Raw genomic sequence first — 23,858 nt, forward strand, 5'->3', positions numbered from 1 at the left:
CCGCCTGGTCGACCGCCTGGTTCTATGCGGGCGGTCTCCACGACGGGTCGCGCCCGGTGAGTCCGATCAGGCGTTCCAGCGGCGGGGCGTCGTCGCCCACCCGTACGGCCGGACCGAACAGTCCGCCCCCGTCGGCGACGCGTTCCTCGTCGGTGATGCTCTCCGCGAAGGCGGTACACGCGGCGATCTCGTCGGGCTCGCAGGAGTACTGCTGTCCCGTGGCCACGGCGAGATCCCAGCCGTGCACGACGAGTTCGTCGAGCGTGACGAGTCCGGCGACCGGCGCGGGCAGGTCGAGGCCGCCTGCGCGCGTCATGCCCTCCCAGGCCTCGCGATCGCTCCACGCTCCGCGGAGGTCGCCGAGCCGGTCGGGAACGAGACGCCGCCAGTCCGGCGTCAGTTCGCTCGTGAGTTGCGGGGGAGTGTCGGTGTACAGGCCGATGTCCTTGCGGGCCGCGGCCGTGAACGCAAGCGACAGGCCCAGCACGTGGTCGACGAGTGCACCGACGGAGGTCTCGGAACACGGTGTGGGCCCCGACAACTGTGCGTCGTCGATTCCCGTCAGGATGCGCTCCATGCGGCGGGTCGCGGGAGTCAGGTCGAGTGTCTCGGTGGTGTCGGTCATGGTCGGCTCCTCGAGGTCGGCTACCTCTACTGACCGTCACAACCCGGAAAACTGAGCACCCGCCCCCGATGTGCGGGGGCGGGTGGTCTCACTGCTGTGGTTTCGCTACTCGGGTCTCACTGTTTCGGATCGATCCTCGGGAACACCTCGGTGGGCGAGTCGTCGCTGCGCCAGGCGGGATCGGCCTGCTGCGCGGAATTCGCGGACGCCGAACCCGCCGACGCGGCCGCTCCGACGCCTGCGGGCGCGTGGTGCTCGCGGTGGACGGACCAGTCGTCGTCGCGGGCGGCCTTGCGCTCGTTCCGGCGCGCGAAGAACCGGCCCAGCGTCACCGCCGCCATCGCCGGAAGGAACACCAGGAGCACGGTGAACGCGGCACCGGAGGAGATCTCGAAGAACAGGGACGTCACGCCCACCGGGATCGGGGTGACGGTGTCGACGAGCCAGGTGAGGACCCCGCCGACCAGGCCGGTGACCGCACCGGCGGCGAGCCACCGCATCGTCAGGTCGTCGCCCTCGTCGGGTTCAGGATGGGCGCGGTGGTCGCGGATGCCGTCGAGACCGGCCCAGACGAACGCTGCGACGACCACCACGGCGAAGCCCAGCCAGCGCAGTACCGATCCCTGCAACGGCCACTGGATGAGAGCGGCACCGAGCAGGACGCGCACGACCACGTGGACCAGGGCGAGCCCGAGTCCGCGGAGCAACCAGGGTTTCATGTACCTCAGCGTAACGGGTGGCGAAGCCGACAGTGTGTCCCGTCCCACAGCTGTGATCGCGGTAGGTTGAGCGATATGTCTGCCGACCACGCCTCCCGCCGTCGAGCGCTGCGTGCGCTGCTCGCCGAACGCGAACTCGATGCGCTGCTGGTGACCGATCTGACCGGTATCCGCTACCTCACGGGCTTCACGGGATCCAACGCGGCGCTGATCGTCTCCACCGAGGACGACGAGAACGAGACACGCACCGTCATCTGCACCGACGGCCGCTACGTCACGCAGGTGGGGGAGCAGGTCCCCGACCTGCGGGCCGTGATCGCCCGATCGTCGGCCGCGCACCTCGTCACCGAGTTCGGAACAGGTTCTGCGCGTTGGGGATTCGAGAGTCACGTCGTCACGGTCGACGAACGGTCGCGGTGGGACGAGCTCGGCGTGTCCGTCCGCTTCGTTCCCGCTCCCGGGCTCGTCGAACAACTGCGGGCCGTGAAGGACGAACACGAGATCCGCCTGTTGCGCGACGCATGCGGTGCGGCCGATCGCGCACTGGCGGACCTGATCGCGGCGGGCGGTCTGCGTCCCGGGCGAACCGAGAAGGAGGTCGCCCGCGACCTCGAATGGCGCATGTTCGAGCACGGCGCCGACGGCATCTCCTTCGAGACGATCGTCGCCGCCGGTGCCAATTCGGCGATCCCGCACCATCGACCGACCGGCGCGATCCTTGCGGAGGGCGACTTCGTGAAACTCGACTTCGGGGCGCAGATCGGCGGCTACCACTCCGACATGACGCGCACCTACGTGCTGAGCCGCGTCGCGGACTGGCAGCGCGACCTGTACGAGCTGGTCCTGCGCGCGCAGCAGGCCGGACGCGAAGCGCTCGCGCCCGGTGTCGACTGCGCCGCGGTGGACGCCGCCGCGCGCACCGTGATCGCCGAGGCCGGCTACGCCGACCTGTTCCTGCACGGGCTCGGCCACGGAGTCGGCCTCGAGATCCACGAAGCGCCCGGAATCGGCGCCGCGGCGACCGGTACACTTGTCGCCGGTGCGGCGGTGACCGTCGAGCCGGGTGTGTACTTCTCGGGGCGCGGAGGCGTGCGGATCGAAGACACGCTCGTGGTGCGGGAGCATACTCCGGAGTTGCTCACGCTCACCGACAAGACATTGACCGTCGTTTGAGGGCGGTTCCTCGACCCTAGGAGACACGAACCAAGTGGCTGATACCAGTGACTTCAAGAACGGCCTCGTTCTGAAAATCGACGGACAGCTCTGGCAGATCATCGAGTTCCAGCACGTCAAGCCGGGCAAGGGCCCCGCTTTCGTGCGCACGAAGCTCAAGAATGTGACGTCGGGCAAGACCGTCGACAAGACCTGGAATGCCGGTGTCAAGGTCGAGACCGCCACCGTCGATCGCCGCGACATGACCTACCTCTACAACGACGGCACCGACTACGTCTTCATGGACGGCGAGACCTACGACCAGATCACCATCTCGCCCGAGCTGCTCGGCGACAGCGCCAAGTTCCTGCTCGAGAACATGCCCGTGCAGGTCGCGACGCACGAGGACATCCCGCTGTTCGTCGAGCTCCCGGTCACGGTCGAACTCGTCGTCCAGCACACCGATCCGGGCCTGCAGGGCGACCGCTCCACCGGCGGCACCAAGCCCGCGACCCTCGAGACCGGCGCCGAGATCCAGGTCCCGCTGTTCATCAACACCGGCGACAAGCTCAAGGTCGATTCCCGCGACGGCAGCTACCTCGGGCGAGTGAATTCCTGAGTGTCCGGTAACCAGAAGAAGCTCGGGGCCCGCCACAAGGCCCGCAAGCGCGCCGTGGACCTGCTCTTCGAGGCGGAGGCCCGCGACGTGCACCCCGTCGATCTCGCTGCCGATCGCGTCGAACTCGCGATCGACGACGATCAGGTCGCGCCGGTACCGGCATACGCGCAGACCATCATCCGCGGCGTCGCCGACAATCTCGACGAGACCGATCGGGTGATCGCCGATCACCTGCACGAATGGACGCTGGACCGTCTTCCCGCCGTCGACCGCGCGATCCTGCGCATCGCGGTGTGGGAGCTCTTCCACGCGACCGATGTGCCGCCCGTGGTGGCCGTCGACGAGGCGGTCGAGCTGGCGAAGCAGTTGTCCACCGACGATTCGCCGGCCTTCGTCAACGGGGTGCTCGGTCAGATCGTCGCCGTCGCCGACCAGGTGCGTGCAGCTGCCGCTGCCACCCTCGTCCGGCCGGCGCAGGAGTCGCAGGATCAGAGCTCGAACGAGTCCTGAATTTTCACCCTCTTCGGGTGAGCGACGACACGAGGCACCGTGAGCGGGCCCGGTGGGAGTCTTCCCGCCGGGTCCGCTCACGCATCCGGGGCCTGTGTTGCGCTTCACCCGTCATCCGTGCCGGGGCGGACGTCGACGCTGATAGGCTCGACAACTGTCAGGCATCCTTTAACGATCCGTCCAGTGAGGCGGAGAAGGAGGTCGCTGCATGGCCGTGTCCGAGGACGGGTCCACAGCTTCTACCCCCACTACGTCTTCCGGTACCGGCGTGCCGGCGCGTGAGCTGCTCTCCGCTGCCGACGTCCACCGGACGATCTCGCGCATCGCGCACCAGATCATCGAGAAGACCGCTCTCGACACCCCCGAGGACGCGCCGCGTGTCGTGCTCCTGGGCATCCCCACCCGCGGGATCACCCTCGCCCAGCGCCTCGCCGACCGCATCGAGGAATTCGCAGGCGTGCGTGTCCCGGTCGGCTCGCTCGACATCACGCTCTACCGTGACGACCTCCGCACGAAGCCGCACCGCCCGCTGGAGCGCACCTCGGTGCCCGAGGGCGGCGTCGACAACACCCTCGTCGTCCTCGTCGACGACGTCCTGTTCTCGGGACGCTCTGTCCGCGCCGCGCTCGACGCCCTGCGCGATCTCGGACGACCCCGCGCGGTGCAACTCGCGGTCCTCGTCGACCGCGGCCACCGCGAACTGCCGCTGCGGGCCGACTACGTCGGCAAGAACGTCCCCACCGCGCGCAGCGAGGATGTCCGCGTGCTGCTGACCGAACACGACGGGCGCGACGCCGTCGAGATCTCCGGAGGCAAGTCCCAGTGAAACACCTGCTCACCATCGCGGATCTGACGAAGGACTCCGCGACGGGGCTTCTCGATGAGGCCGAGCGGTTCGAGCAGGCACTGCTCGGGCGTGAGGTGCGCAAACTCCCCACGCTGCGCGGCCGCACCATCATGACCGTCTTCTACGAGAACTCCACCCGCACCCGCGTGTCCTTCGAGGTCGCCGGCAAGTGGATGAGCGCCGACGTCATCAACGTCTCGGCGTCCAGTTCGTCGGTGAAGAAGGGCGAATCGCTGCGCGACACCGCGCTGACCCTGCACGCCGCCGGCGCCGACGCGCTGGTGGTCCGTCACTCCGCCTCCGGTGCCGCGCACCGGATCGCGCAGTGGACCAACGAATCCGGCTCCGGACCGGCCGTCGTCAACGCCGGTGACGGCACCCACGAACATCCCACCCAGGCATTGCTCGACGCGCTCACCCTGCGCCAGCGTCTCGGTTCGCTCGAAGGCCGCCGGATCGGCATCGTCGGCGACGTGCTGCACAGCCGTGTCGCCCGGTCGAACGCGCTGCTGCTGAGCATGCTCGGCGCCGAGGTCGTACTCGTCGCTCCCCGCACCCTGCTGCCGGTAGGGGTGGAGACCTGGCCGGTGACGGTCGCCGATTCGCTCGACGCCGAACTTCCCACCCTCGACGCGGTCATGATGCTGCGGGTGCAGGCCGAGCGCATGAACGGCGGGTTCTTCCCGTCCGCCCGCGAGTACTCGATCCGATACGGACTCAACGCCAAGCGCGCGGCGTTGCTGCCGGAGCACGCCGTGATCCTGCATCCCGGCCCGATGCTCCGCGGCATGGAGATCGGCTTCCCCGTCGCCGACGCCCCGCAGAGCGCTGTGCTGCAGCAGGTGAGCAACGGTGTCCACGTGCGGATGGCGGTGCTCTTCCGCCTGCTCGTGGGCACGGAAGGGAACCTGTCGTGACCCACACTTCCCATCCGGGAGACACAGGAACAGGAGTGACACAGGTGACGCCGCAGGTGCTCATCCGCAACGTCCGCCTCTACGGCGAGGGCGACCCGGTCGACGTGCTGCTCGGCGACGAGCAGATCCTCGCGATCGGCGCCGACCTCGAGGCCGACGCCGACGCGGAGATCGTCGACGGTACCGGACAGATCGTGCTCCCGGGCTTCGTCGACCTGCACACGCACCTGCGTGAACCGGGCCGCGAGGACACCGAGACCGTCGACTCGGGCTCGGCCGCCGCGGCGCGCGGCGGGTACACCGCGGTGTTCGCGATGGCCAACACCGATCCGGTCGCCGACTCGGTGGTCGTCACCGATCACGTGTGGCGCCGCGGCCGCGAGGTCGGGCTCGTCGACGTCCACCCCGTGGGTGCGGTCACCGTCGGACTCGAGGGCAAGCAGCTCGCCGAGATGGGCACGATGGCCGCCGGTGTCGGTGGCGTGCGGATGTTCTCCGACGACGGCAAGTGCGTCTACGACCCGCTGCTCATGCGTCGCGCGCTCGAGTACTCGGCCTCGCTCGGTGTCCTGATCGCCCAGCACGCCGAGGAGCCGCGGCTGACCGTCGGTGCCGTCGCGCACGAAGGACCGACCGCGGCGCGTCTCGGCCTCACCGGCTGGCCCCGTGCCGCCGAGGAGTCCATCGTCGCCCGCGACGCGCTGCTCGCCCGCGACGCCGGAGCGCGCGTGCACATCTGCCACGCGTCGACGGCCGGCACCGTCGAGCTCGTCCGGTGGGCACGCTCGCAGGGCATCTCGATCAGCGCCGAGGTCACGCCGCACCACCTGCTCCTCGACGACTCGCGTCTCGAGAGCTACGACGGCATCAACCGGGTCAATCCGCCGCTGCGCGAGAGATCCGACGTCGAAGCACTGCGCCGCGGCCTCGCGGACGGGACCATCGACTGTGTGGCCACCGACCACGCCCCGCACGCCGAACAGGACAAGTGCTGCGAGTTCTCACAGGCACGTCCGGGAATGCTCGGACTCGAGACGGCGTTGTCCGTCGTGATCGAGACGATGGTCCGGCCTGGCCTGCTGGACTGGCGCGGCGTCGCGAAGGTCATGAGCGAGCGTCCCGCGGAGATCGTGGGCCTCGACGACCAGGGCAGGCCGCTCGAGGTGGGCGAACCCGCGAACATCGTGCTCGTGGACCCGGACACCGAGTGGACGGTGCACGGTCCCGACCTCGCGAGCATCTCCCACAACACGCCCTACGAGGACATGACCCTGCCGGGCCGGGTCACCACCACCGTGTTGCGCGGACGGATCACCGCCCGCGACGGTGCGGTGTTCCCGCGCTCGACCGAAAGGTAGGAACCGACATGGATCGCTTTCTCATCACCGTCGGTTTCCTCGCGCTCTGGGTGGTGCTCGTCCTGCTGATGTGGAAGGGCTGGAAGGGACGCGCCCGACGCCAGCGGGATGCGGTCGGCGAACTGCCGACCGTGCCCGCGGAGCTGGGGGAGCGGCTCGTCGAGCCGAGCACGGGCCTGTACGTCGGCAGCACCCTCGCGCCGAGCTGGCAGGACCGCGTCGCGGTCGGCGACCTCGGACACCGCGCGAACGCGGAACTGTCGCGCTACCGATCCGGTGCGCTGCTCGAACGCGACGGTGCATCCCCGATCTGGATCCCGCAGGACTCGATCCGTGCGATCCGCACCGAGCGCGGGCTGGCCGGCAAGGTCATGTCCCAGGACGGGGTGCTGGTCATCCGCTGGGAGCTGCCCTCGGGGACCGAGATCGACACGGGCTTCCGCGGAGACGACAAGTCGATCTACCCGCTCTGGACGAACGGGAACGACGAAAAATCTTGAGACGGTGACGATCACAACGACGATGACGATCACGACGAACAACACGACGATCACGACACGCGAGATCTCAGCCCGTGCGGCCGGCTCTGGTGCGGTCGATAAGAACGGAGACAACGCATGAGCGGCAGAACATTCGGCGGCGGCACGGCTGTGCTGGTCCTCGAGGACGGACGGGTCTTCCGCGGCATCCCCTTCGGTGCGGTCGGACAGACCCTCGGCGAGGCCGTCTTCAGCACGGGCATGACCGGCTACCAGGAGACCCTCACCGATCCCAGCTACCACCGGCAGATCGTGGTGGCCACGGCACCGCAGATCGGCAACACCGGCTGGAACCACGAGGACAACGAGTCCGTCGGCCCCACCGGCGATCACGCCGAGTCCAAGATCTGGGTGGCCGGCTTCATCGTCCGCGACCCCTCGCGTCGAGTGTCGAGCTGGCGCGCCACCGGCTCGCTGCAGGACGAACTCGAGCGGCAGAACATCGTGGGTCTGGCGGGCATCGACACCCGCGCACTCGTGCGGCACCTGCGCACCCGCGGTTCGATGCGCGCCGGGATCTTCTCTGGCGACGCCCTCGCCTGGAAGGGTGACGACCTCGACATCGACGTCCTGCTCGACCGTGTGAAGAGCCAGCCCTCGATGCTCGGCGCCGACCTCGCCGGCGAGGTGAGCACCTCCTCCGGTTACGTCGTCGAACCGACCGACGGCGAGGCCCGCTTCACCGTCGCGGCCATCGACCTCGGCATCAAGACCAACACCCCGCGCATGTTCGCCCAGCGCGGCATCCGCGTGCACGTGCTGCCGTCCACCGCGACGCTGCACGACATCCTCGACCTGAAGGCCGACGGCGTCTTCCTGTCCAACGGGCCGGGCGACCCGGCGACCGCCGACGGCGCGGTGCACCTGACCAAGGAGGTGCTCGGCCAGGGTCTGCCCCTGTTCGGCATCTGCTTCGGCAACCAGATCCTCGGCCGCGCGCTCGGCCTGGGCACCTACAAGATGAAGTTCGGTCACCGCGGCATCAACATCCCGGTGGTCGAGCACGAGACCGGCCGCATCGCGATCACCGCGCAGAACCACGGGTTCGCGCTCGAAGGCGAGGCCGGCCAGGAGTTCGACACCCCGTTCGGTCGCGCGGTCGTCAGCCACACCTGCGCCAACGACGGTGCGGTCGAGGGCGTCAAGCTCCTCGACGGCCGTGCCTTCTCCGTGCAGTACCACCCCGAAGCGGCGGCCGGACCGCACGACGCCGCCTACCTGTTCGATCGTTTCACCCGCATGCTCGAGGGAGAGAAGAACTGATGCCACGCCGTACCGACCTCTCCCACGTCCTGGTCATCGGGTCCGGCCCGATCGTCATCGGACAGGCCTGTGAGTTCGACTACTCGGGCACCCAGGCGTGCCGGGTGCTCCGCGAGGAGGGCCTGCGCGTCTCCCTGGTCAACTCGAACCCGGCCACGATCATGACCGACCCCGAGTTCGCCGACTCGACCTACATCGAGCCGATCACCGCCGACTACGTCGAGAAGGTCATCGCGACCGAGCAGGCCAACGGCACCCCGATCGACGCGGTGCTCGCGACCCTCGGCGGCCAGACCGCCCTCAACACCGCTGTCGCCCTGTCCGAGCGCGGCATCCTCGACAAGTACGACGTCGAACTCATCGGCGCCGACTTCGACGCGATCCAGCGCGGCGAGGATCGGCAGAAGTTCAAGGACATCGTCGCCAAGTGCGGTGGCGAGTCCGCCCGCTCGGCCGTCTGCTACACGATGGACGAAGTCCGCGCGACCGTCGCAGAACTCGGCTTCCCGGTCGTCGTGCGCCCCTCCTTCACGATGGGTGGCCTCGGCTCCGGCATGGCCTACGACGACGCCGACCTCGAGCGCATCGCCGGCGGCGGCCTCGCGGCCTCGCCCACCGCGAACGTGCTCATCGAGGAGTCCATCCTCGGCTGGAAGGAATACGAGCTCGAGCTCATGCGCGACGGCGCCGACAACGTCGTCATCGTCTGCTCGATCGAGAACGTCGACCCGGTCGGTGTGCACACCGGCGACTCGGTGACCGTCGCTCCCGCGATGACCCTCACCGACCGCGAGTACCAGAAGATGCGCGACCTCTCGATCGCCATCCTGCGCGAGGTCGGTGTCGACACCGGCGGCTGCAACATCCAGTTCGCGATGGATCCGCGCGACGGCCGGCTCGTCGTCATCGAGATGAACCCGCGCGTGTCGCGGTCGTCGGCACTCGCGTCGAAGGCCACCGGCTACCCGATCGCGAAGATGGCCGCCAAGCTCGCCATCGGCTACACGCTCGACGAGATCGTCAACGACATCACCAAGGAGACCCCGGCCTGCTTCGAACCGAGCCTCGACTACGTCGTGGTCAAGGCCCCGCGGTTCGCCTTCGAGAAGTTCCCCGGCGCCGACGGCACTCTCACCACCACCATGAAGTCGGTCGGTGAGGCCATGTCGATCGGCCGCAACTTCTCCGAGGCCTTCGGCAAGGTGCTGCGCTCGCTCGAGACGAAGTCCGCGGGCTTCTGGACGGGCCCCGAGATCGAGGGCACTCTCGACGAGATCCTCGAGGAGATCCGCACCCCCACGGACGGCCGGTTCTACCGGATCGCCCGGGCCCTGGAGCTCGGTGCGACCGTCGAGCAGCTCTTCGACGCCACGAAGATCGACCCGTGGTTCCTCGAGCAGTTCGCGCACATCGTCGAGCTGGGCCAGGACGTCCGCAACGCCGAGCAGTTCGGTGCCACCGAGCTGCGCTACGCCAAGCACCACGGCTTCTCCGACCGGCAGATCGCGGCCCTGCGCCCGGCGCAGTTCGCCTCCGAGGACGAGGTGCGCGCCCTGCGTCAGGAGCTCGGCATCCACCCGGTCTACAAGACCGTGGACACCTGCGCCGCCGAGTTCGAGGCCAAGACGCCGTACCACTACTCGACCTACGAGCTCGACCCCGCGGCCGAGTCCGAGGTCGCGGAGCAGCGCGACAAGCCCAAGGTGCTCATCCTCGGCTCCGGCCCGAACCGCATCGGTCAGGGCATCGAGTTCGACTACTCGTGCGTCCATGCCGCGCTGACGCTGTCCGAGGCCGGCTACGAGACCGTGATGGTCAACTGCAACCCCGAGACGGTCTCGACCGACTACGACACCGCCGATCGCCTGTACTTCGAGCCGCTGACCTTCGAGGACGTCCTCGAGGTCTACCGCGCCGAGTGCGAGTCCGGCACCGTCGCCGGCGTCATCGTCCAGCTGGGCGGCCAGACCCCGCTCGGCCTGGCGCGTCGCCTGAAGGCCGCCGGGGTGCCGATCGTCGGTACCTCGCCCGAGGCCATCGACCTCGCGGAAGATCGCGGTGAGTTCGGGCGCGTGCTCGAGGAGGCCGACCTGCCGGCCGCGAAGTACGGCACGGCCACCACCTTCGAGGGTGCGCGCGAGATCGCCGCCGGCATCGGATACCCGGTGCTGGTGCGCCCGTCCTACGTGCTCGGTGGTCGCGGCATGGAGATCGTCTACGACGAGAAGGCGCTCGAGACCTACATCTCCAACGCCACCGAGATCTCCGACGACCGCCCCGTGCTCGTCGACCGCTTCCTCGACGACGCCGTCGAGATCGACGTCGACGCGCTGTGCGACGGCACCGACGTGTACATCGGCGGGATCATGGAGCACATCGAGGAGGCCGGCATCCACTCCGGCGACTCGGCCTGTGCACTGCCGCCGATCACTCTGGGCCGCGCCGACATCGAGAACGTGCGCCGCTCGACGGCCGCGCTCGCGAAGGGCATCGGCGTCAAGGGCCTGCTCAACGTCCAGTACGCGCTCAAGGACGACATCCTCTACGTCCTCGAGGCGAACCCCCGTGCCTCCCGAACGGTGCCGTTCGTGTCGAAGGCGACCGCGGTGCAGCTCGCCAAGGCCTGCGCCCGGGTGATGCTCGGCGAGTCCATCGCCGAGCTGCGTGCCGCGGGCATCCTCCCGGCCGAGGGCGACGGCAGCGACATTCCGCTCGACGCACCGGTCGCGGTGAAGGAAGCGGTGCTGCCCTTCAACCGGTTCCGGCGTGCCGACGGCACGGGCATCGACACCCTGCTCAGCCCGGAGATGAAGTCCACCGGTGAGGTCATGGGCCTCGACGACGACTTCGGAACCGCGTTCGCGAAGAGCCAGACCGCCGCCTACGGTTCCCTGCCGACCTCCGGCACGGTCTTCGTCTCGCTCGCGAACAAGGACAAGCGGTCGATGATCTTCCCGGTCAAGCACCTCGCCGACCTGGGCTTCCACATCATGGCCACCGTGGGAACAGCAGAAGTGCTGCGCCGCAACGGTGTTCCGTGCGAGCAGGTCTACAAGGTCTCCGGCGAGGACAAGCCGGAAGGCGCACTCGACGTCGTCGACCGTATCCGCGCCGGCGATGTGGACATGGTCATCAACACCCCTTGGGGCAACGCCGGTCCGCGCGTGGACGGTTACGAGATCCGCAGCGCGGCGGTCGCCGCGAACATCCCGTGCGTCACCACGGTGCAGGGTGCCTCCGCGGCCGTGCAGGGTATCGAGGCGGCACTGCGCGGCGAGATCGGAGTCAGCTCGATCCAGCGGATGCACGCGCGGCTGCGCGGCGTGCCCGCCGAACAGGCGTGACGCCCTTCGGGCAGCGACTCGCGGACGCTCTCGGGCGCCGCGGGCCGCTGTGCGTGGGCATCGACCCGCATCCGGGGCTCCTCACCGCGTGGGGGCTCGCCGACGACGTCGACGGCCTGGCTCGGTTCGGTGAACTGTGCGTCGAGGCCTTCGGCGACACCGTCGCGGTCGTCAAGCCGCAGGTGGCGTTCTTCGAGGCCTACGGCTCCGCCGGTCTCGCGGTTCTCGAACGCACCATCGCGCACCTGGGGGAGGCGGGGGCGCTCGTCCTCGCCGACGCCAAGCGCGGTGACATCGGCTCCACGATGGACGCCTATGCACGCACCTGGCTGTCGGACGGCTCTCCGCTGTGCTCGGACGCGGTGACCGTCTCCCCGTATCTGGGTTTCGGTTCGCTCGCCCCGGCGCTCGATCTGGCCGCCGGAACGGGCCGCGGGGTGTTCGTGCTCGCGGCGACCTCCAATCCCGAGGGTGCCCAGTTCCAACGCGCGCGGCTGGACGACGGGCGCACCGTCGCGCAGGCCGTGGTGGACGAGTGCGCTGCTCGCAACAGCGCTGCCCCCACGGACGGGGCCGCAGGGCTCGGCTCCGTGGGTGTGGTGGTCGGTGCGACCCTCACCGAGGCACCGGACCTGTCCGACCTCCACGGGCCCATCCTGATGCCCGGAGTGGGGGCCCAGGGCGGCACCGCCGACGACGTGCGACGACTCGCAGGCGACCACCTGCGGGCGGTCGTGCCCAACGTCTCACGCGACGTGCTGCGGGCCGGCCCGTCCGTCGCCGACCTGCGGGCCGCCGTCGCCCGCACCCTGGACGGCTTCGCCTTCCTGACGAACTGAGACGTTCGACTCTCGTGCCCGGATCGCCACGCGCGATCCGGGCACGAGTCGTACATATCGCTCGTATGCACTCTGACCTGCGCTCGGAGTGGCGCGACACGCGGAATGGGAAAAAAATTTCTCGGCCCGCCGAAGCGCCGGAGCAGCGGGTCGGTGAGCCGGGGAGCCGCCCGACCCGATGTGGCCCGCTCTGTCGCATCGAATACCCGGTGACCTGCGGTTTTTCACTGTTCGAGCAGTTCGTGGCGATGTCTCGACGCCGATCGGAGGGTGCGAGATCCACTGCGGAAACGGCGTGCACTACCGCACGGATTTTCGAGCGGATCGCCGGGGGGTGGGTTCGCATTCGTCGGTGGTCGTGAGTACGGTCGCTATCGCCGCTGGTTACAGCGGTGAAGACTCGAAAGCCAACGATGAGACGGAGGAACCGTGGCCCTTCCCCAGCTGACCGATGAGCAGCGCGCCGCTGCTCTGGAGAAGGCGGCTGCTGCCCGTCGTGCCCGGGCTGAGCTCAAGGAGCGCCTCAAGCGCGGCGGCACCGACCTCAAGCAGGTGCTCAAGGACGCCGAGAACGACGAGATCCTCGGCAAGATGAAGGTGTCGGCTCTGCTCGAGGCCCTGCCGAAGGTCGGCAAGGTCAAGGCGCAGGAAATCATGACCGAGCTGGAGATCGCCCCGACCCGCCGTCTGCGCGGCCTCGGCGACCGTCAGCGCAAGGCCCTGCTCGCCAGGTTCGATTTCGACGCCTGAGCACGTGGTAGCTGACGCACGACCCGTGACGGACAGCGCACCCGCAACGCGGAGGGGCCGGCTGGTGGTACTGGCCGGACCCTCCGCGGTGGGTAAGTCGACCGTCGTACGCCTTCTGCGGAGCCGGATCCCGGATCTGCACTTCAGTGTCTCGGCCACCACCCGGGACCCGCGACCGGGCGAGGTGGACGGAGTGGACTACCACTTCGTCGGCCGCGCCGAGTTCGACCGGATGATCGAAGCCGGCGAACTGCTCGAATGGGCCGACATCCACGGCGGCCTGCAGCGATCGGGCACGCCGGCCAAGCCGGTGCTCGACGCACTCGCCGAGGGACATCCGGTGCTCGTGGAGGTCGACCTCGCGGGTGCGCGGGCCGTCCGTGCAGCGATGCAGGACGCAGTCCTCGCCTTCCTCGCCCCGCCCAGTTGGGAGGTGCTCGTCGAGCGCCTCACCGGCCGAGGCACCGAAACCGACGAGGTCGTCGCTCGCAGGCTCGATACCGCCCGCAGCGAACTGGCCGCGCAGGACGAGTTCGATGTCGTGATCATCAACGACGATGTCGACCGGGCCTGCGATGAATTGGTATCCTTGTTGGTTGGACCCGGAGCCGACTGACCGTCCGCGCCTCGAGCGCGTCCGGCTGCCGGTTCCGGCGCCCTCCCATCCCGCGACATCTCAGGAGAACACCGAGTGAGCAGCATCCAGGCAGCCGCGACCGACCTCGAGGGCAACACCCTTCCGGTCTACGACACCCCCACGGGTATCACCAACCCGCCTATCGACGAGCTGCTCGAGCGCGCCTCCTCGAAGTACGCGCTGGTGATCTACGCCGCCAAGCGGGCACGCCAGATCAACGACTACTACAACCAGCTCGGCGACGGCATCCTCGAGTACGTCGGCCCCCTCGTGGAGCCGGGTCTGCAGGAGAAGCCGCTGTCGATCGCCATGCGCGAGATCCACTCGGATCTGCTCGAGCACACCGAAGGCGAGTGAGCAACCCCGCTTCGAGCGGCGAGGCCGGATCCGTGCAGCGCCGCCGCATCGTCGTCGGTGTCGCCGGTGGCATCGCCGCCTACAAGTCCTGCGCACTGATCCGTGCCTTCACCGAGAGCGGACACCACGTGCGGGTCGTCCCGACGGAGTCCGCCCTCGAATTCGTCGGGCGCGCCACCTTCGAGGCGCTCTCCGGCAATCCCGTGCAGACCGGGGTGTTCGCCGAGGTGCCGCAGGTGCAGCACGTCCGGCTCGGGCAGGAGGCCGACCTCGTCGTCATCGCTCCGGCCACCGCCGACCTCATGGCACGGGCGGTCGCGGGTCGCGCCGACGACCTCCTCACGGCCACCCTGCTCACCGCGCGGTGCCCCGTGATGTTCGTGCCCGCGATGCACACCGAGATGTGGGAGCATCCCGCGACCGTCGACAACGTCGCGACGCTGCGTCGCCGCGGTGCCGTGGTCGTCGAACCGGCCTCGGGTCGGCTGACAGGCAAGGACACCGGTGCCGGGCGCATGCCCGAACCCGACGAGATCTTCAATCTGGCCTCCTTGCTGCTCGAGCGGGCCGACGCGCTGCCCCGCGACCTCGTCGGTCGCCGCATCGTCGTGTCCGCCGGCGGTACCCGCGAGCCCCTCGACCCGGTGCGCTTCCTCGGCAACCGGTCGTCCGGCAAGCAGGGCTACGCGCTCGCCCGTCTCGCCGCCCAACGCGGCGCCGACGTCACGCTCGTCGCCGGCAGCATCGCGGGGCTCGACGACCCGGCCGCGGTCGATGTCGTGCGGGTCCAGACGGCCGCGCAGATGCAGGACGCCGTCGCCAAGCACGCCTCGGGTGCGGACGCGGTCATCATGTCCGCGGCCGTCGCCGATTTCCGGCCCTCCACCTTCGCGACCAGCAAGATCAAGAAGGGTGAGGGCGAGCCCGACTCCATCGCGCTGACGAAGAACGACGACATCCTCGCCGGTCTCGTTCGGGCGCGTGCCGAAGGCGGCCTGTCCGCCGAGACGGTCATCGTCGGGTTCGCGGCGGAGACCGGCGACGAACACGGCGACGTGCTCACCTACGCCCGCGAGAAGCTCGCCCGCAAGGGATGCGATCTGCTCGTCGTCAACGCCGTCGGCGAAGGCAAGGCGTTCGAGGTCGACGACAACAACGGCTGGTTGCTGTCCGCGGACGGTTCGGAAACCGCCCTCGCCCACGGCTCGAAGGCCCTCATGGCCAGCCGCGTGCTCGACGCACTGGGACCTCTGCTGGCGGAACGCAGCAGAATCGGGTGATTTCAATACTCGCGCCGACGCCTGCGGAGCAGTAGCGTCGGCACTGCGATCGGGTCTCTCCGGCCCGATCGGGGAGCGCATGCTCCATACGGTTTGTCCGTCCAGCGCTTGGCGCACAGTCGAGAGGGAGTTTCGTGAGCAAGACCGGCGGTCGTCTTTTCACCAGTGAGTCCGTGACCGAAGGGCATCCGGACAAGATCTGTGACGCGATCAGCGACTCGGTTCTCGACGCGCTCCTCACCGAGGATCCTCGTGCCCGGGTAGCTGTGGAAACCCTCGTCACCACGGGCCAGGTGCACGTGGTCGGTGAGGTCACCACCTCGGCGTACGCCGACATCCCCAAGATCGTCCGCGATCGGGTGCTCGAGATCGGCTACGACTCGTCGTCGAAAGGCTTCGACGGCAACTCCTGCGGTGTCAACATCGCGATCGGCGCGCAGTCGCCCGAGATCGCCGGCGGCGTCGACGTCTCGCACGAGGCGCGCAGCGGTGTGCTCACCGACGACGAGGTCGCCCGCCAGGGCGCCGGCGACCAGGGCCTGATGTTCGGCTACGCGTGCTCCGACACGCCCGAACTCATGCCGTTGCCGATCTCCCTCGCACATCGCCTGTCGCGCCGGCTCACCGAGGTCCGCAAGTCTGCGGTCCTGCCGTACCTGCGTCCCGACGGCAAGACCCAGGTCACCATCGAGTACGACGGCGACAAGCCCGTCCGTCTCGACACGATCGTCATCTCGACGCAGCACGCCGCCGATATCGATCTGAACAACCTGCTCACGCCGGATCTGCGCACCCACGTCGTCGATGCGGTGCTCGCCGACCCGAACCTGGCCGACCTCGACACGGCCGACGTGCGTCTGCTGGTCAACCCGTCCGGATCGTTCGTCCTCGGCGGCCCGATGGGCGACGCCGGCCTCACCGGCCGCAAGATCATCGTCGACACCTACGGTGGCATGGCCCGTCACGGTGGTGGCGCGTTCTCCGGCAAGGACCCGTCGAAGGTCGACCGTTCGGCCGCCTACGCGATGCGCTGGGTCGCCAAGACCGCCGTCGCCGCCGGTCTCGCCGACCGCATCGAGGTGCAGGTCGCCTACGCGATCGGCAAGGCGGCTCCGGTGGGTCTGTTCGTCGAGACCTTCGGCACCGAGAAGACCGACCCGGCCCGCATCCAGCAGGCCATCGGTGAGGTCTTCGACCTGCGTCCGGGCGCGATCATCCGCGACCTGGACCTGCTGCGCCCGATCTACGCGCAGACCGCTGCGTACGGCCACTTCGGCCGTACCGACATCGAGCTGCCGTGGGAGAACACCGACCGCGCCGACAAGCTGCGCGCGGCCGCCGGTCTGTAGATTCCGATCGGGCCCGGGTGGCTGCTGATTTCGACGCCGCCGAGGTCGATCCGGTCGCGCGGGTTCTCCCGCTGCTACCGGTTCCGCACCTCGACCGGGAGTTCGACTACCTGATCCCGCGCGACCTGGACGCGGACGCCCGCCCGGGCGTCCGCGTCCGCGTCCGCTTCGCCGGACGTCTGGTCGACGGTTTCCTGCTCGCACGCGCCGCGACGAGCGATCACACCGGCAAGCTCGGCCGGCTCGACCGGGTCGTCTCGTCCGAACAGGTCCTCACGCCCGAGATCGCTGCTCTGGCAGAGGAAGTCGCGACCCGCTATGCCGGGACCCGGGCCGACGTGCTGCGTCTGGCGGTACCTCCGCGACACGCACGTGTCGAAGCCGAGACACCGCGCACACCGGAACCACCGCCTGTTCCGGAGATCGATCCCGCCGCGTGGGGCCGGTACCGGCACGGCGAGAACTTCCTCGAAGCGCTCGGCGGCGGCCGCGCCCCGCGCGCGGCCTGGCAGGCGCTGCCCGGTGAGGACTGGCCCCGACGGCTCGCCGAACTCGCCGCGCTGACCCTCGCCTCGGGGAAGGCGGCCGTGCTCGTCGTTCCCGATCAGCGCGACCTCGACCGTCTCGTGAAGGCGTGTGCAGACGTCGCCGGCGCCGATCACGTCGTCGGCCTCGCCGCCGGCCTCGGGCCGGCCGAGCGGTATCGGCGCTGGCTCGCGGCGCTGCGCGGATCCGCGCGCATCGTCGTCGGGACCCGGGCAGCGGCCTTCGCCCCGACCCCCGATCTCGGGCTCCTCGTGGTGTGGGACGACGGCGACGACCTGCACTGCGAACCACGGTCCCCGTATCCGCACGCCCGCGAAGTGGCTGCTCTGCGCGCCCACGCCGTCGGTGCCGCCATCGTGATCGCCGGGCACGCCCGTACCGCGGAGACCCAGGCGCTCGTCGACGCCGGCTGGGCACACGATCTCGTGGCACCCCGCGACGTCGTACGGTCGTGCGCGCCGAAGGTCACGGCCCTCGCCGACAGCGACCACGCACTCGCACGGGATCCGGCCGCGCGTGCCGCGCGACTGCCTGCCATCGCGTTCGCCGCCGCCCGATCCGCCCTCGCGGCCGACCGTCCGGTGCTCGTGCAGGTACCGCGGCGCGGATACGTGCCCGCGCTCGCGTGCGGAAAGTGCCGGGCACCCGCCCGGTGCCGGCACTGCAACGGTCCGCTCGCACTGCCCACGGCGGCCGGTCCCGACGGCGCCGCGATCCCGGCATGCCGCTGGTGCGGTGTCGCCGATGCGCGCCACCGTTGCCACGCGTGCGGCGCGCGCTCGTTGCGGGCCGTGGTGGTCGGGGCGGCTCGCACCGCCGAAGAACTGGGCCGCGCCTTCCCCGGTGTGCCGGTCGTGACCTCCGGCGGCAACGACGTCAAGCACACCGTGCCCGGTTCGGCGTCGCTCGTCGTCTCCACTGTGGGTGCCGAACCCGTCGCCGAGGGCGGTTACGGGGCGGCGCTGCTCCTGGACGGGTGGGCGCTGCTCGGCCGGGCCGATCTGCGCGCTACCGAGGAGACGATGCGCCGCTGGCTCACCGCGTCGGCGCTCGTGCGGTCGTTCGCCGACGGGGGACAGGTCGTGGTCGTCGCCGATTCCGGCATCCCCACCGTGCAAGCTCTTGTGCGCTGGGATCCCGTGGGACACGCCCAGTCCGAGGTCTCCGAACGAGCCGAGGTCGGTTTTCCGCCCGCGGTCCACATGGCCGCGATCGACGGGGCGTCCGCGGCTGTCGCCGAACTCCTCGAAGCCACACATCTGCCCGAGGGAGCCGAGCTGCTCGGGCCCGTGCCGCTCCCGCCGGGTCAACGACTGCCGTTCGGGTCCGAGGGACCGGAACCGGAGAACGTGCACCGGATGATCGTGCGGGTCGCACGCGAGCGCGGTCGCGCACTCGGTCGCGCCCTGCGCGACGCCCAGGCCACCCGCACGGCGCGTCGCGCGGACGGTCCGCTGCGGGTCCAGGTGGATCCGCCGCGTATCGGCTGAACCGGCCGAGGTGAGCGGGTGCGGATCGCCACCGCCCGGCTAGGCCGCTTTCGGAATCGGTTGCGACGGAATCGATGCGGCGTCCGTGCCCTTCCACAGGGCCGCGAAGTCGTGGCGATGGCGTATGCCGAGGATGTGCAGCAGGACGAAGCGCGGTACGGGCGGTACGAGATGCACGACGTGATCGCGCGAGGAGTCGTCGAGACCGTCGATGAGCCAGTTCCCTTCCTTGCCGAGCTGCTGCATCCCTTTCGGTTTGATGTTGAACTCGTCGTCCCACGCCCGCCACTGCGCATCGGTGATACTGGTCGAGACCAGCGGCATCATCTCCCGCTCCTCGCGTTCGAGATGGGGTAGTAGCACCTCGGACAGGCGGGACAGTGCTGCACCGAGTGCCTCCCCGGAACCGGGGCGGTCGGCGCGGAAATCCCGGGCGGCGTCCTCGACGGCGGCGATCGCAGGCTCGATGGTGCGGTGGTCGGCGTTCATTCTCTCCACGAGCGGCGCCGCGTCGGGATTGCACTGCACCACGCGCGGATAGAGCCCACGGTCCTCGGACTCGTGGTGATGGTGCAGGAAATCCATCATCCACAACACGTGATCGGCGAGAGCCACTCGGTGAGTCTCCTGCCATGTCTTCGTCGAGGTGGCGACCTCGATGCGGAGGAGGTCGCGGCGGAGGGCGGAATGCACGATTCCCATGATTCGGGTATCGGCAGGTCCGTCGGGATCGGTGATCATGACGACTCCCGTGAATCGACGAGCAACGAGACCTGCGGAGCGCAGGCGGGGATCTGCGAGGACGGTGCGGGGCACCGTGTTCGCACCGTGGAGTTTCCGTCGACGGAGGCTGTTCCCAGTGTCGATCCGGCACGGACCGAGCGCAAGACCGCCCGCTGCTGTCCTACATATGTACGACAGCGACACGCGTTGCCGGAGATATTATTTGTCACAGTAACGGAGCCGGTGATTGTGACCGATCTCTTCCGTAGGTGCCGGGGAGGCACAGGAGGAGAGGGCGGACGAATGGGTGCCGGGCGGAGTGTCGGTGGTGTCGTCGGAGCGTGTGTCGTCGCGATGCTGACTGTGGGTACGGCGGCACTGACTGCGGGCGCAGCGGCGGCGCAGCCGCTCCCGTCCGACGACGGACCGATCCTCGGTCTCGGGGAGGGGTCGTACAGCAGCGTGCCCGTCCCGGCGGGACCGGTGGCCACCGGGCACGCCGAAGCGGCCGAATACGCCGAGAACAACCCCGATGTCGCCCCCGCCGGTAGCAACGACTTCGCGTGTGTTCCGTCCGAGGAGCACCCTCGTCCGGTGGTGCTCGCGCACGGCACCGATTCCAACGCCTACTCCGACTTCGCTGCTCTCTCACCGCTGCTCGCCGCGTCAGGCTGGTGCGTGTTCGCCCTGAACTACGGGTTCGCCGACGGTGCCGAGGACTACGGCACGGGCGACATCCGGGTCTCCGCAGCACAGTTCGGTGAGTTCGTCACCGAGGTTCTCGACGCCACCGGTGCGGTGGAGGTCGATGTCGTCGGTTACTCGCAGGGAGCCACCGTGGCCCGCTACTACATCAACGAGCTCGGAGGTGCCGAGGTCGTCGACCGGTGGGTCGGGATCGCGTCGCCGAGCTACGGCGGCACCTTCTACGGCATCGGGGCCGCCTTCGCCGCGCTGCCCGGAGCGACCGACATCGTCGAGGGCGAGTTCTCCGTCGCCCTCGTGCAGCAGCTTCAGGGGTCGGAACTGCTCACCGAGCTCAACACACCCACCGACACCGTGCCCGGTGTGCGCTACACGACCATCGGCAGCGAGGTCGACGAGGTCATCCAGCCCGCCGGCAATGTCGCACTCCATGGTGAGGGCGCCGTCAACCACGTGATCCAGGAGCTGTGCCCGCAGGATCTGACCGGTCACTTCAACATGGTCTACGACCCGTTCTCGCTGCAGCTCGCGCGGCATGCACTCGATCCCGACCGGTACGCGATCGGGGAGTGCACCCCTGTCGCGCTCGGCACCGGCATCCCCGAACTGATCCTCCAGTCCAACACCTGAACGCAGACACCCGAGTTCCGAGACCTGAGCTCCACGCTCTCCGGTGTCGGCCTCCGCGAGGTGACCGCCCGGCGCGGTGATGCAGGTCGCACGACGTCGACTCCCTAGACTGTGAGAGGTCATCGCCGTCGAGAACTGGAGCAGCATCCGTGACATCCCCGCACAGTCCACACGCAGCGCCTCCCACCTCCTGCCCGGCGGTGCTCTGACATGCGCGTGGTCTTCGCGGGAACGCCGGAACCCGCCGTCCCGTCGCTGCTCCGCCTCATCGAGTCGTCGCGCCACGAGGTCGTCGCGGTGGTCACCCGCCCCGACACCACCGCCGGTCGCGGCCGGAAGGTCGTGCGATCCGCTGTGGGGCAGATCGCCGACGAACACGGCATCGAGGTCCTCACGCCGCGCTCGCCGCGCGACCCCGAGTTCGTCGCGCGACTGACCGAACTCGCACCCGACTGCTGCCCCGTGGTGGCCTACGGCGCCCTGATCCCGCAGGACGTCCTGGACATCCCTGTGCACGGATGGGTGAACCTCCACTTCTCGTTGTTGCCCGCCTGGCGCGGCGCGGCGCCCGTGCAGGCGGCGATCGCTGCCGGTGACGAGATCACCGGAGCGAGCACCTTCCGGCTCGAGGCCGGACTCGACACCGGTCCGGTCTACGGCGTCGTCACCGAGACGATCCGTCCCACCGACACTGCCGGCGACCTGCTCGGCCGCCTCGCCGAGGCCGGTGCGACGCTGCTCGAATCCACCCTCGACGGTCTCGAGGACGGCATCCTCACGCCTGCGCCGCAGCCGGCCGACGGTGTCTCACACGCGCCCAAGGTCACCGTCGAGGCAGCCCAGGTGCAGTGGACCCTCCCCGCACACGTCGTCGACCGGCGAATTCGCGCCGTCACCCCCGCTCCGGGTGCGTGGACGATGATCGGCGACCTGCGCGTGAAGATCGGTCCCGTGACGGTGACCGACGAGACCCTCGAGCCCGGTGAGCTCGACATCCGCAAGGACGGCGTGCTCGTCGGTACCGCTACCACTGCCGTCCGGCTCGGGACGGTGCAACCGCCCGGGAAGAAGGCGATGGCAGCCACGGACTGGGCGCGCGGCGCCCGTCTCGACCCGAAGGTGCGTGCGCGATGAGCGAATCCGGCAGGCCCCCGCGGGGCAAGCGCAATCCCGGAGGACGGAACCCCGCAGGTCGCGGTGGACGGAACGGCGGAGGGAAGCCGAACCGCAATCCGGCGTCCGAACACGCCCGCCGACCGTCGAAGCCACCCGCCGACCCCGCACGCGTCGCCGCGCGGGACGTACTGCGCGCCGTGCGCGAACGGGACGCCTACGCCAATCTCGTTCTCCCGTCGCTGCTCCGGGAGCGGCATCTCGACGCGCGCGACGCTGCCCTGGCCACCGAGCTCACCTACGGCGCGGCCCGCGCCCGAGGCCTGCTGGACGCCGTGATCGCCGATGCCGCGAACCGTCCCGTCGACGAGATCGACGGCGCGTTGCTCGACGTACTGCGTCTGGGTGCCTACCAGTTGCTGCGCACGCGCGTCGCCCCGCACGCCGCCGTCGCCACGAGCGTCGACCTAGTCCGGGCCGAATTCGAATCGGGCCGAGCAGGTTTCGTCAACGCGGTGCTTCGTCGTGTGGGTGAGCGTTCGGAGGAGGAGTGGATCACGCTGCTCGCCCCCGATCCGGACCGCGACCCGGTGGGTCACCTGGCCTTCCGGTACGCCCACCCTCTGTGGATCGCGCAGGCGTTCGCCCACGCGCTCGGATCGGACGCCTCCGAACTCGCCGACGTCCTCGCCGCCGACGACGCGCGCCCGATCGTCCACCTCGTCGCTCGCCCGGGGGTCATCACCGCGGAGGAACTCGCGCTCGTCACCGGAGGTGAGATCGGACCGTGGTCGCCCTATGCGGTGCACCTCGAGCACGGTGATCCCGGCCGCCTCGAACCCGTCCGGGAGGGTATGGCCGCGGTCCAGGACGAAGGTAGTCAGCTCGTCGCACGTGCCCTCACCCTCGCGCCCCTCGTCGGCGAGGATCGGGGCCGCTGGCTCGATCTGTGCGCGGGACCGGGTGGAAAGGCGGCACTGCTCGGCGCCATCGCCGCGATCGACGGGTTCGCCGTGGACGCGGTCGAACCGGTCGAACATCGCGCGGAGCTGGTCCGCAAGACCGCCCGCGACCTGCCGGTGACCGTGCACGTCGCCGACGGTCGCGAGCCCGGACTCGAACCGGGCTACGACCGGATCCTCGTGGACGCGCCCTGCACGGGACTCGGCGCGTTGCGTCGGCGTCCCGAGGCGCGGTGGCGCAGGCAACCCGGCGACGTCGCCGAACTGGTGCGATTGCAGAAGGAACTGCTCGCATCGGCGATCGGGCTGCTGCGTCCCGGGGGTGTGGTGCTCTATTCGACGTGTTCGCCGCACGTCTCGGAGACGGTCGCCGTCGTGTCCGACGCGGTGCGCCGCCACGGTGTCGAACAGCTCGACACGCGCGAACTCGTCCCCGGCGTGCCGCAGATCGGGGAGGGGCCGGGAGTCCAGCTCTGGCCGCACCGTCACGGCACCGACGCCATGTTCATGGCTGCGCTGCGTAAACCCGAGCGCTGACCGTGCTGCGCTGATCGCGACGGCCGGACACGGATCGTCGTGTCCGG

At 69.5% G+C, this 23,858-nt stretch carries 22 protein-coding genes; 19 read left to right on the top strand and 3 right to left on the bottom strand.

The window, feature by feature from the left end; all coding sequences use genetic code 11:
* Positions 1–22: 22 nt before the first annotated feature.
* A complete protein-coding gene (locus ACNJ7K_RS22570; protein WP_120282414.1) occupies positions 23–625 on the bottom strand; it encodes a TIGR03086 family metal-binding protein in 603 nt (200 codons plus the stop codon).
* A gap of 116 nt (positions 626–741) precedes the next feature.
* A complete protein-coding gene (locus ACNJ7K_RS22575) occupies positions 742–1,344 on the bottom strand; it encodes a B-4DMT family transporter (RefSeq protein ID WP_120282415.1) in 603 nt (200 codons plus the stop codon).
* Between the two features lie 75 nt (positions 1,345–1,419).
* Here ACNJ7K_RS22575 and ACNJ7K_RS22580 point away from each other — a divergent pair, with 75 nt between their 5' ends.
* From ACNJ7K_RS22580 to ACNJ7K_RS22655, 16 genes are all read left to right on the top strand, one after another.
* Positions 1,420–2,517 (top strand): M24 family metallopeptidase, encoded by a 1,098-nt coding sequence (locus ACNJ7K_RS22580; RefSeq protein ID WP_120282416.1) that lies wholly within the window; start codon positions 1,420–1,422, stop codon positions 2,515–2,517.
* A gap of 34 nt (positions 2,518–2,551) precedes the next feature.
* Positions 2,552–3,115, top strand: a complete 564-nt coding sequence (gene efp / locus ACNJ7K_RS22585) for an elongation factor P (RefSeq protein ID WP_120282417.1) — start codon at positions 2,552–2,554, stop codon at positions 3,113–3,115.
* Positions 3,116–3,625 (top strand): transcription antitermination factor NusB, encoded by a 510-nt coding sequence (gene nusB / locus ACNJ7K_RS22590; RefSeq protein WP_120282418.1) that lies wholly within the window; start codon positions 3,116–3,118, stop codon positions 3,623–3,625.
* Positions 3,626–3,833: 208 nt separating this feature from the next.
* The gene (gene pyrR / locus ACNJ7K_RS22595) at positions 3,834–4,451 is read left to right on the top strand and encodes a bifunctional pyr operon transcriptional regulator/uracil phosphoribosyltransferase PyrR (RefSeq protein ID WP_024100783.1); all 618 of its coding nucleotides are present in this window, start codon (positions 3,834–3,836) and stop codon (positions 4,449–4,451) included.
* Complete coding sequence (locus ACNJ7K_RS22600) at positions 4,448–5,389, top strand: aspartate carbamoyltransferase catalytic subunit (protein WP_060653219.1); 942 nt, start codon at positions 4,448–4,450, stop codon at positions 5,387–5,389. The genes pyrR and ACNJ7K_RS22600 overlap by 4 nt, the downstream gene beginning before the upstream one ends.
* Positions 5,390–5,433: 44 nt before the next feature.
* A complete protein-coding gene (locus tag ACNJ7K_RS22605; protein ID WP_039587389.1) occupies positions 5,434–6,747 on the top strand; it encodes a dihydroorotase in 1,314 nt (437 codons plus the stop codon).
* Positions 6,748–6,755: 8 nt separating this feature from the next.
* Positions 6,756–7,247: a PH-like domain-containing protein gene (locus ACNJ7K_RS22610; RefSeq protein WP_039587126.1), complete on the top strand. Its 492-nt coding sequence runs from the start codon at positions 6,756–6,758 to the stop codon at positions 7,245–7,247.
* A gap of 117 nt (positions 7,248–7,364) precedes the next feature.
* Positions 7,365–8,549: a glutamine-hydrolyzing carbamoyl-phosphate synthase small subunit gene (gene carA / locus ACNJ7K_RS22615; protein ID WP_039587127.1), complete on the top strand. Its 1,185-nt coding sequence runs from the start codon at positions 7,365–7,367 to the stop codon at positions 8,547–8,549.
* Positions 8,549–11,893: a carbamoyl-phosphate synthase large subunit gene (gene carB / locus ACNJ7K_RS22620; RefSeq protein WP_039587129.1), complete on the top strand. Its 3,345-nt coding sequence runs from the start codon at positions 8,549–8,551 to the stop codon at positions 11,891–11,893. The genes carA and carB overlap by 1 nt, the downstream gene beginning before the upstream one ends.
* Positions 11,890–12,732 (top strand): orotidine-5'-phosphate decarboxylase, encoded by an 843-nt coding sequence (gene pyrF, locus ACNJ7K_RS22625; protein ID WP_064060291.1) that lies wholly within the window; start codon positions 11,890–11,892, stop codon positions 12,730–12,732. Before carB ends, pyrF begins: the two co-directional genes overlap by 4 nt.
* 429 nt (positions 12,733–13,161) lie before the next feature.
* Positions 13,162–13,482 carry an integration host factor, actinobacterial type gene (mihF, locus tag ACNJ7K_RS22630; RefSeq protein ID WP_006551450.1) on the top strand — a complete coding sequence of 107 codons (321 nt, stop codon included), beginning with the start codon at positions 13,162–13,164 and terminating at the stop codon, positions 13,480–13,482.
* Between the two features lie 64 nt (positions 13,483–13,546).
* Positions 13,547–14,098 (top strand): guanylate kinase, encoded by a 552-nt coding sequence (gmk, locus tag ACNJ7K_RS22635; RefSeq protein ID WP_039587131.1) that lies wholly within the window; start codon positions 13,547–13,549, stop codon positions 14,096–14,098.
* Positions 14,099–14,173: 75 nt separating this feature from the next.
* Entirely contained in the window at positions 14,174–14,476 is a 303-nt protein-coding gene (gene rpoZ / locus ACNJ7K_RS22640) for a DNA-directed RNA polymerase subunit omega (RefSeq protein WP_016691680.1), read from the top strand.
* A complete protein-coding gene (gene coaBC / locus ACNJ7K_RS22645) occupies positions 14,473–15,756 on the top strand; it encodes a bifunctional phosphopantothenoylcysteine decarboxylase/phosphopantothenate--cysteine ligase CoaBC (RefSeq protein WP_120282421.1) in 1,284 nt (427 codons plus the stop codon). Before rpoZ ends, coaBC begins: the two co-directional genes overlap by 4 nt.
* A gap of 134 nt (positions 15,757–15,890) precedes the next feature.
* Positions 15,891–17,105 carry a methionine adenosyltransferase gene (gene metK, locus ACNJ7K_RS22650; protein ID WP_120282422.1) on the top strand — a complete coding sequence of 405 codons (1,215 nt, stop codon included), beginning with the start codon at positions 15,891–15,893 and terminating at the stop codon, positions 17,103–17,105.
* Between the two features lie 17 nt (positions 17,106–17,122).
* A complete protein-coding gene (locus tag ACNJ7K_RS22655; RefSeq protein WP_159418459.1) occupies positions 17,123–19,141 on the top strand; it encodes a primosomal protein N' in 2,019 nt (672 codons plus the stop codon).
* 39 nt (positions 19,142–19,180) lie between these two features.
* On the opposite strand, the gene ACNJ7K_RS22660 is transcribed toward ACNJ7K_RS22655, so the two are convergent.
* Positions 19,181–19,957, bottom strand: a complete 777-nt coding sequence (locus ACNJ7K_RS22660; protein ID WP_225623780.1) for a hemerythrin domain-containing protein — start codon at positions 19,955–19,957, stop codon at positions 19,181–19,183.
* 210 nt (positions 19,958–20,167) lie between these two features.
* Here ACNJ7K_RS22660 and ACNJ7K_RS22665 point away from each other — a divergent pair, with 210 nt between their 5' ends.
* From ACNJ7K_RS22665 to ACNJ7K_RS22675, 3 genes are all read left to right on the top strand, one after another.
* Positions 20,168–21,199 carry an esterase/lipase family protein gene (locus ACNJ7K_RS22665; protein ID WP_120282424.1) on the top strand — a complete coding sequence of 344 codons (1,032 nt, stop codon included), beginning with the start codon at positions 20,168–20,170 and terminating at the stop codon, positions 21,197–21,199.
* A 210-nt stretch (positions 21,200–21,409) separates the two neighbouring features.
* Positions 21,410–22,333, top strand: coding sequence for a methionyl-tRNA formyltransferase (fmt, locus tag ACNJ7K_RS22670; RefSeq protein WP_192378844.1), 924 nt, complete (start codon positions 21,410–21,412; stop codon positions 22,331–22,333).
* Positions 22,330–23,811, top strand: coding sequence for an RsmB/NOP family class I SAM-dependent RNA methyltransferase (locus ACNJ7K_RS22675; protein WP_120282426.1), 1,482 nt, complete (start codon positions 22,330–22,332; stop codon positions 23,809–23,811). Before fmt ends, ACNJ7K_RS22675 begins: the two co-directional genes overlap by 4 nt.
* Positions 23,812–23,858 lie beyond the last annotated feature (47 nt).

The organism is Rhodococcus shunpengi (assembly GCF_048381395.1).
GTDB lineage: Bacteria > Actinomycetota > Actinomycetes > Mycobacteriales > Mycobacteriaceae > Rhodococcus.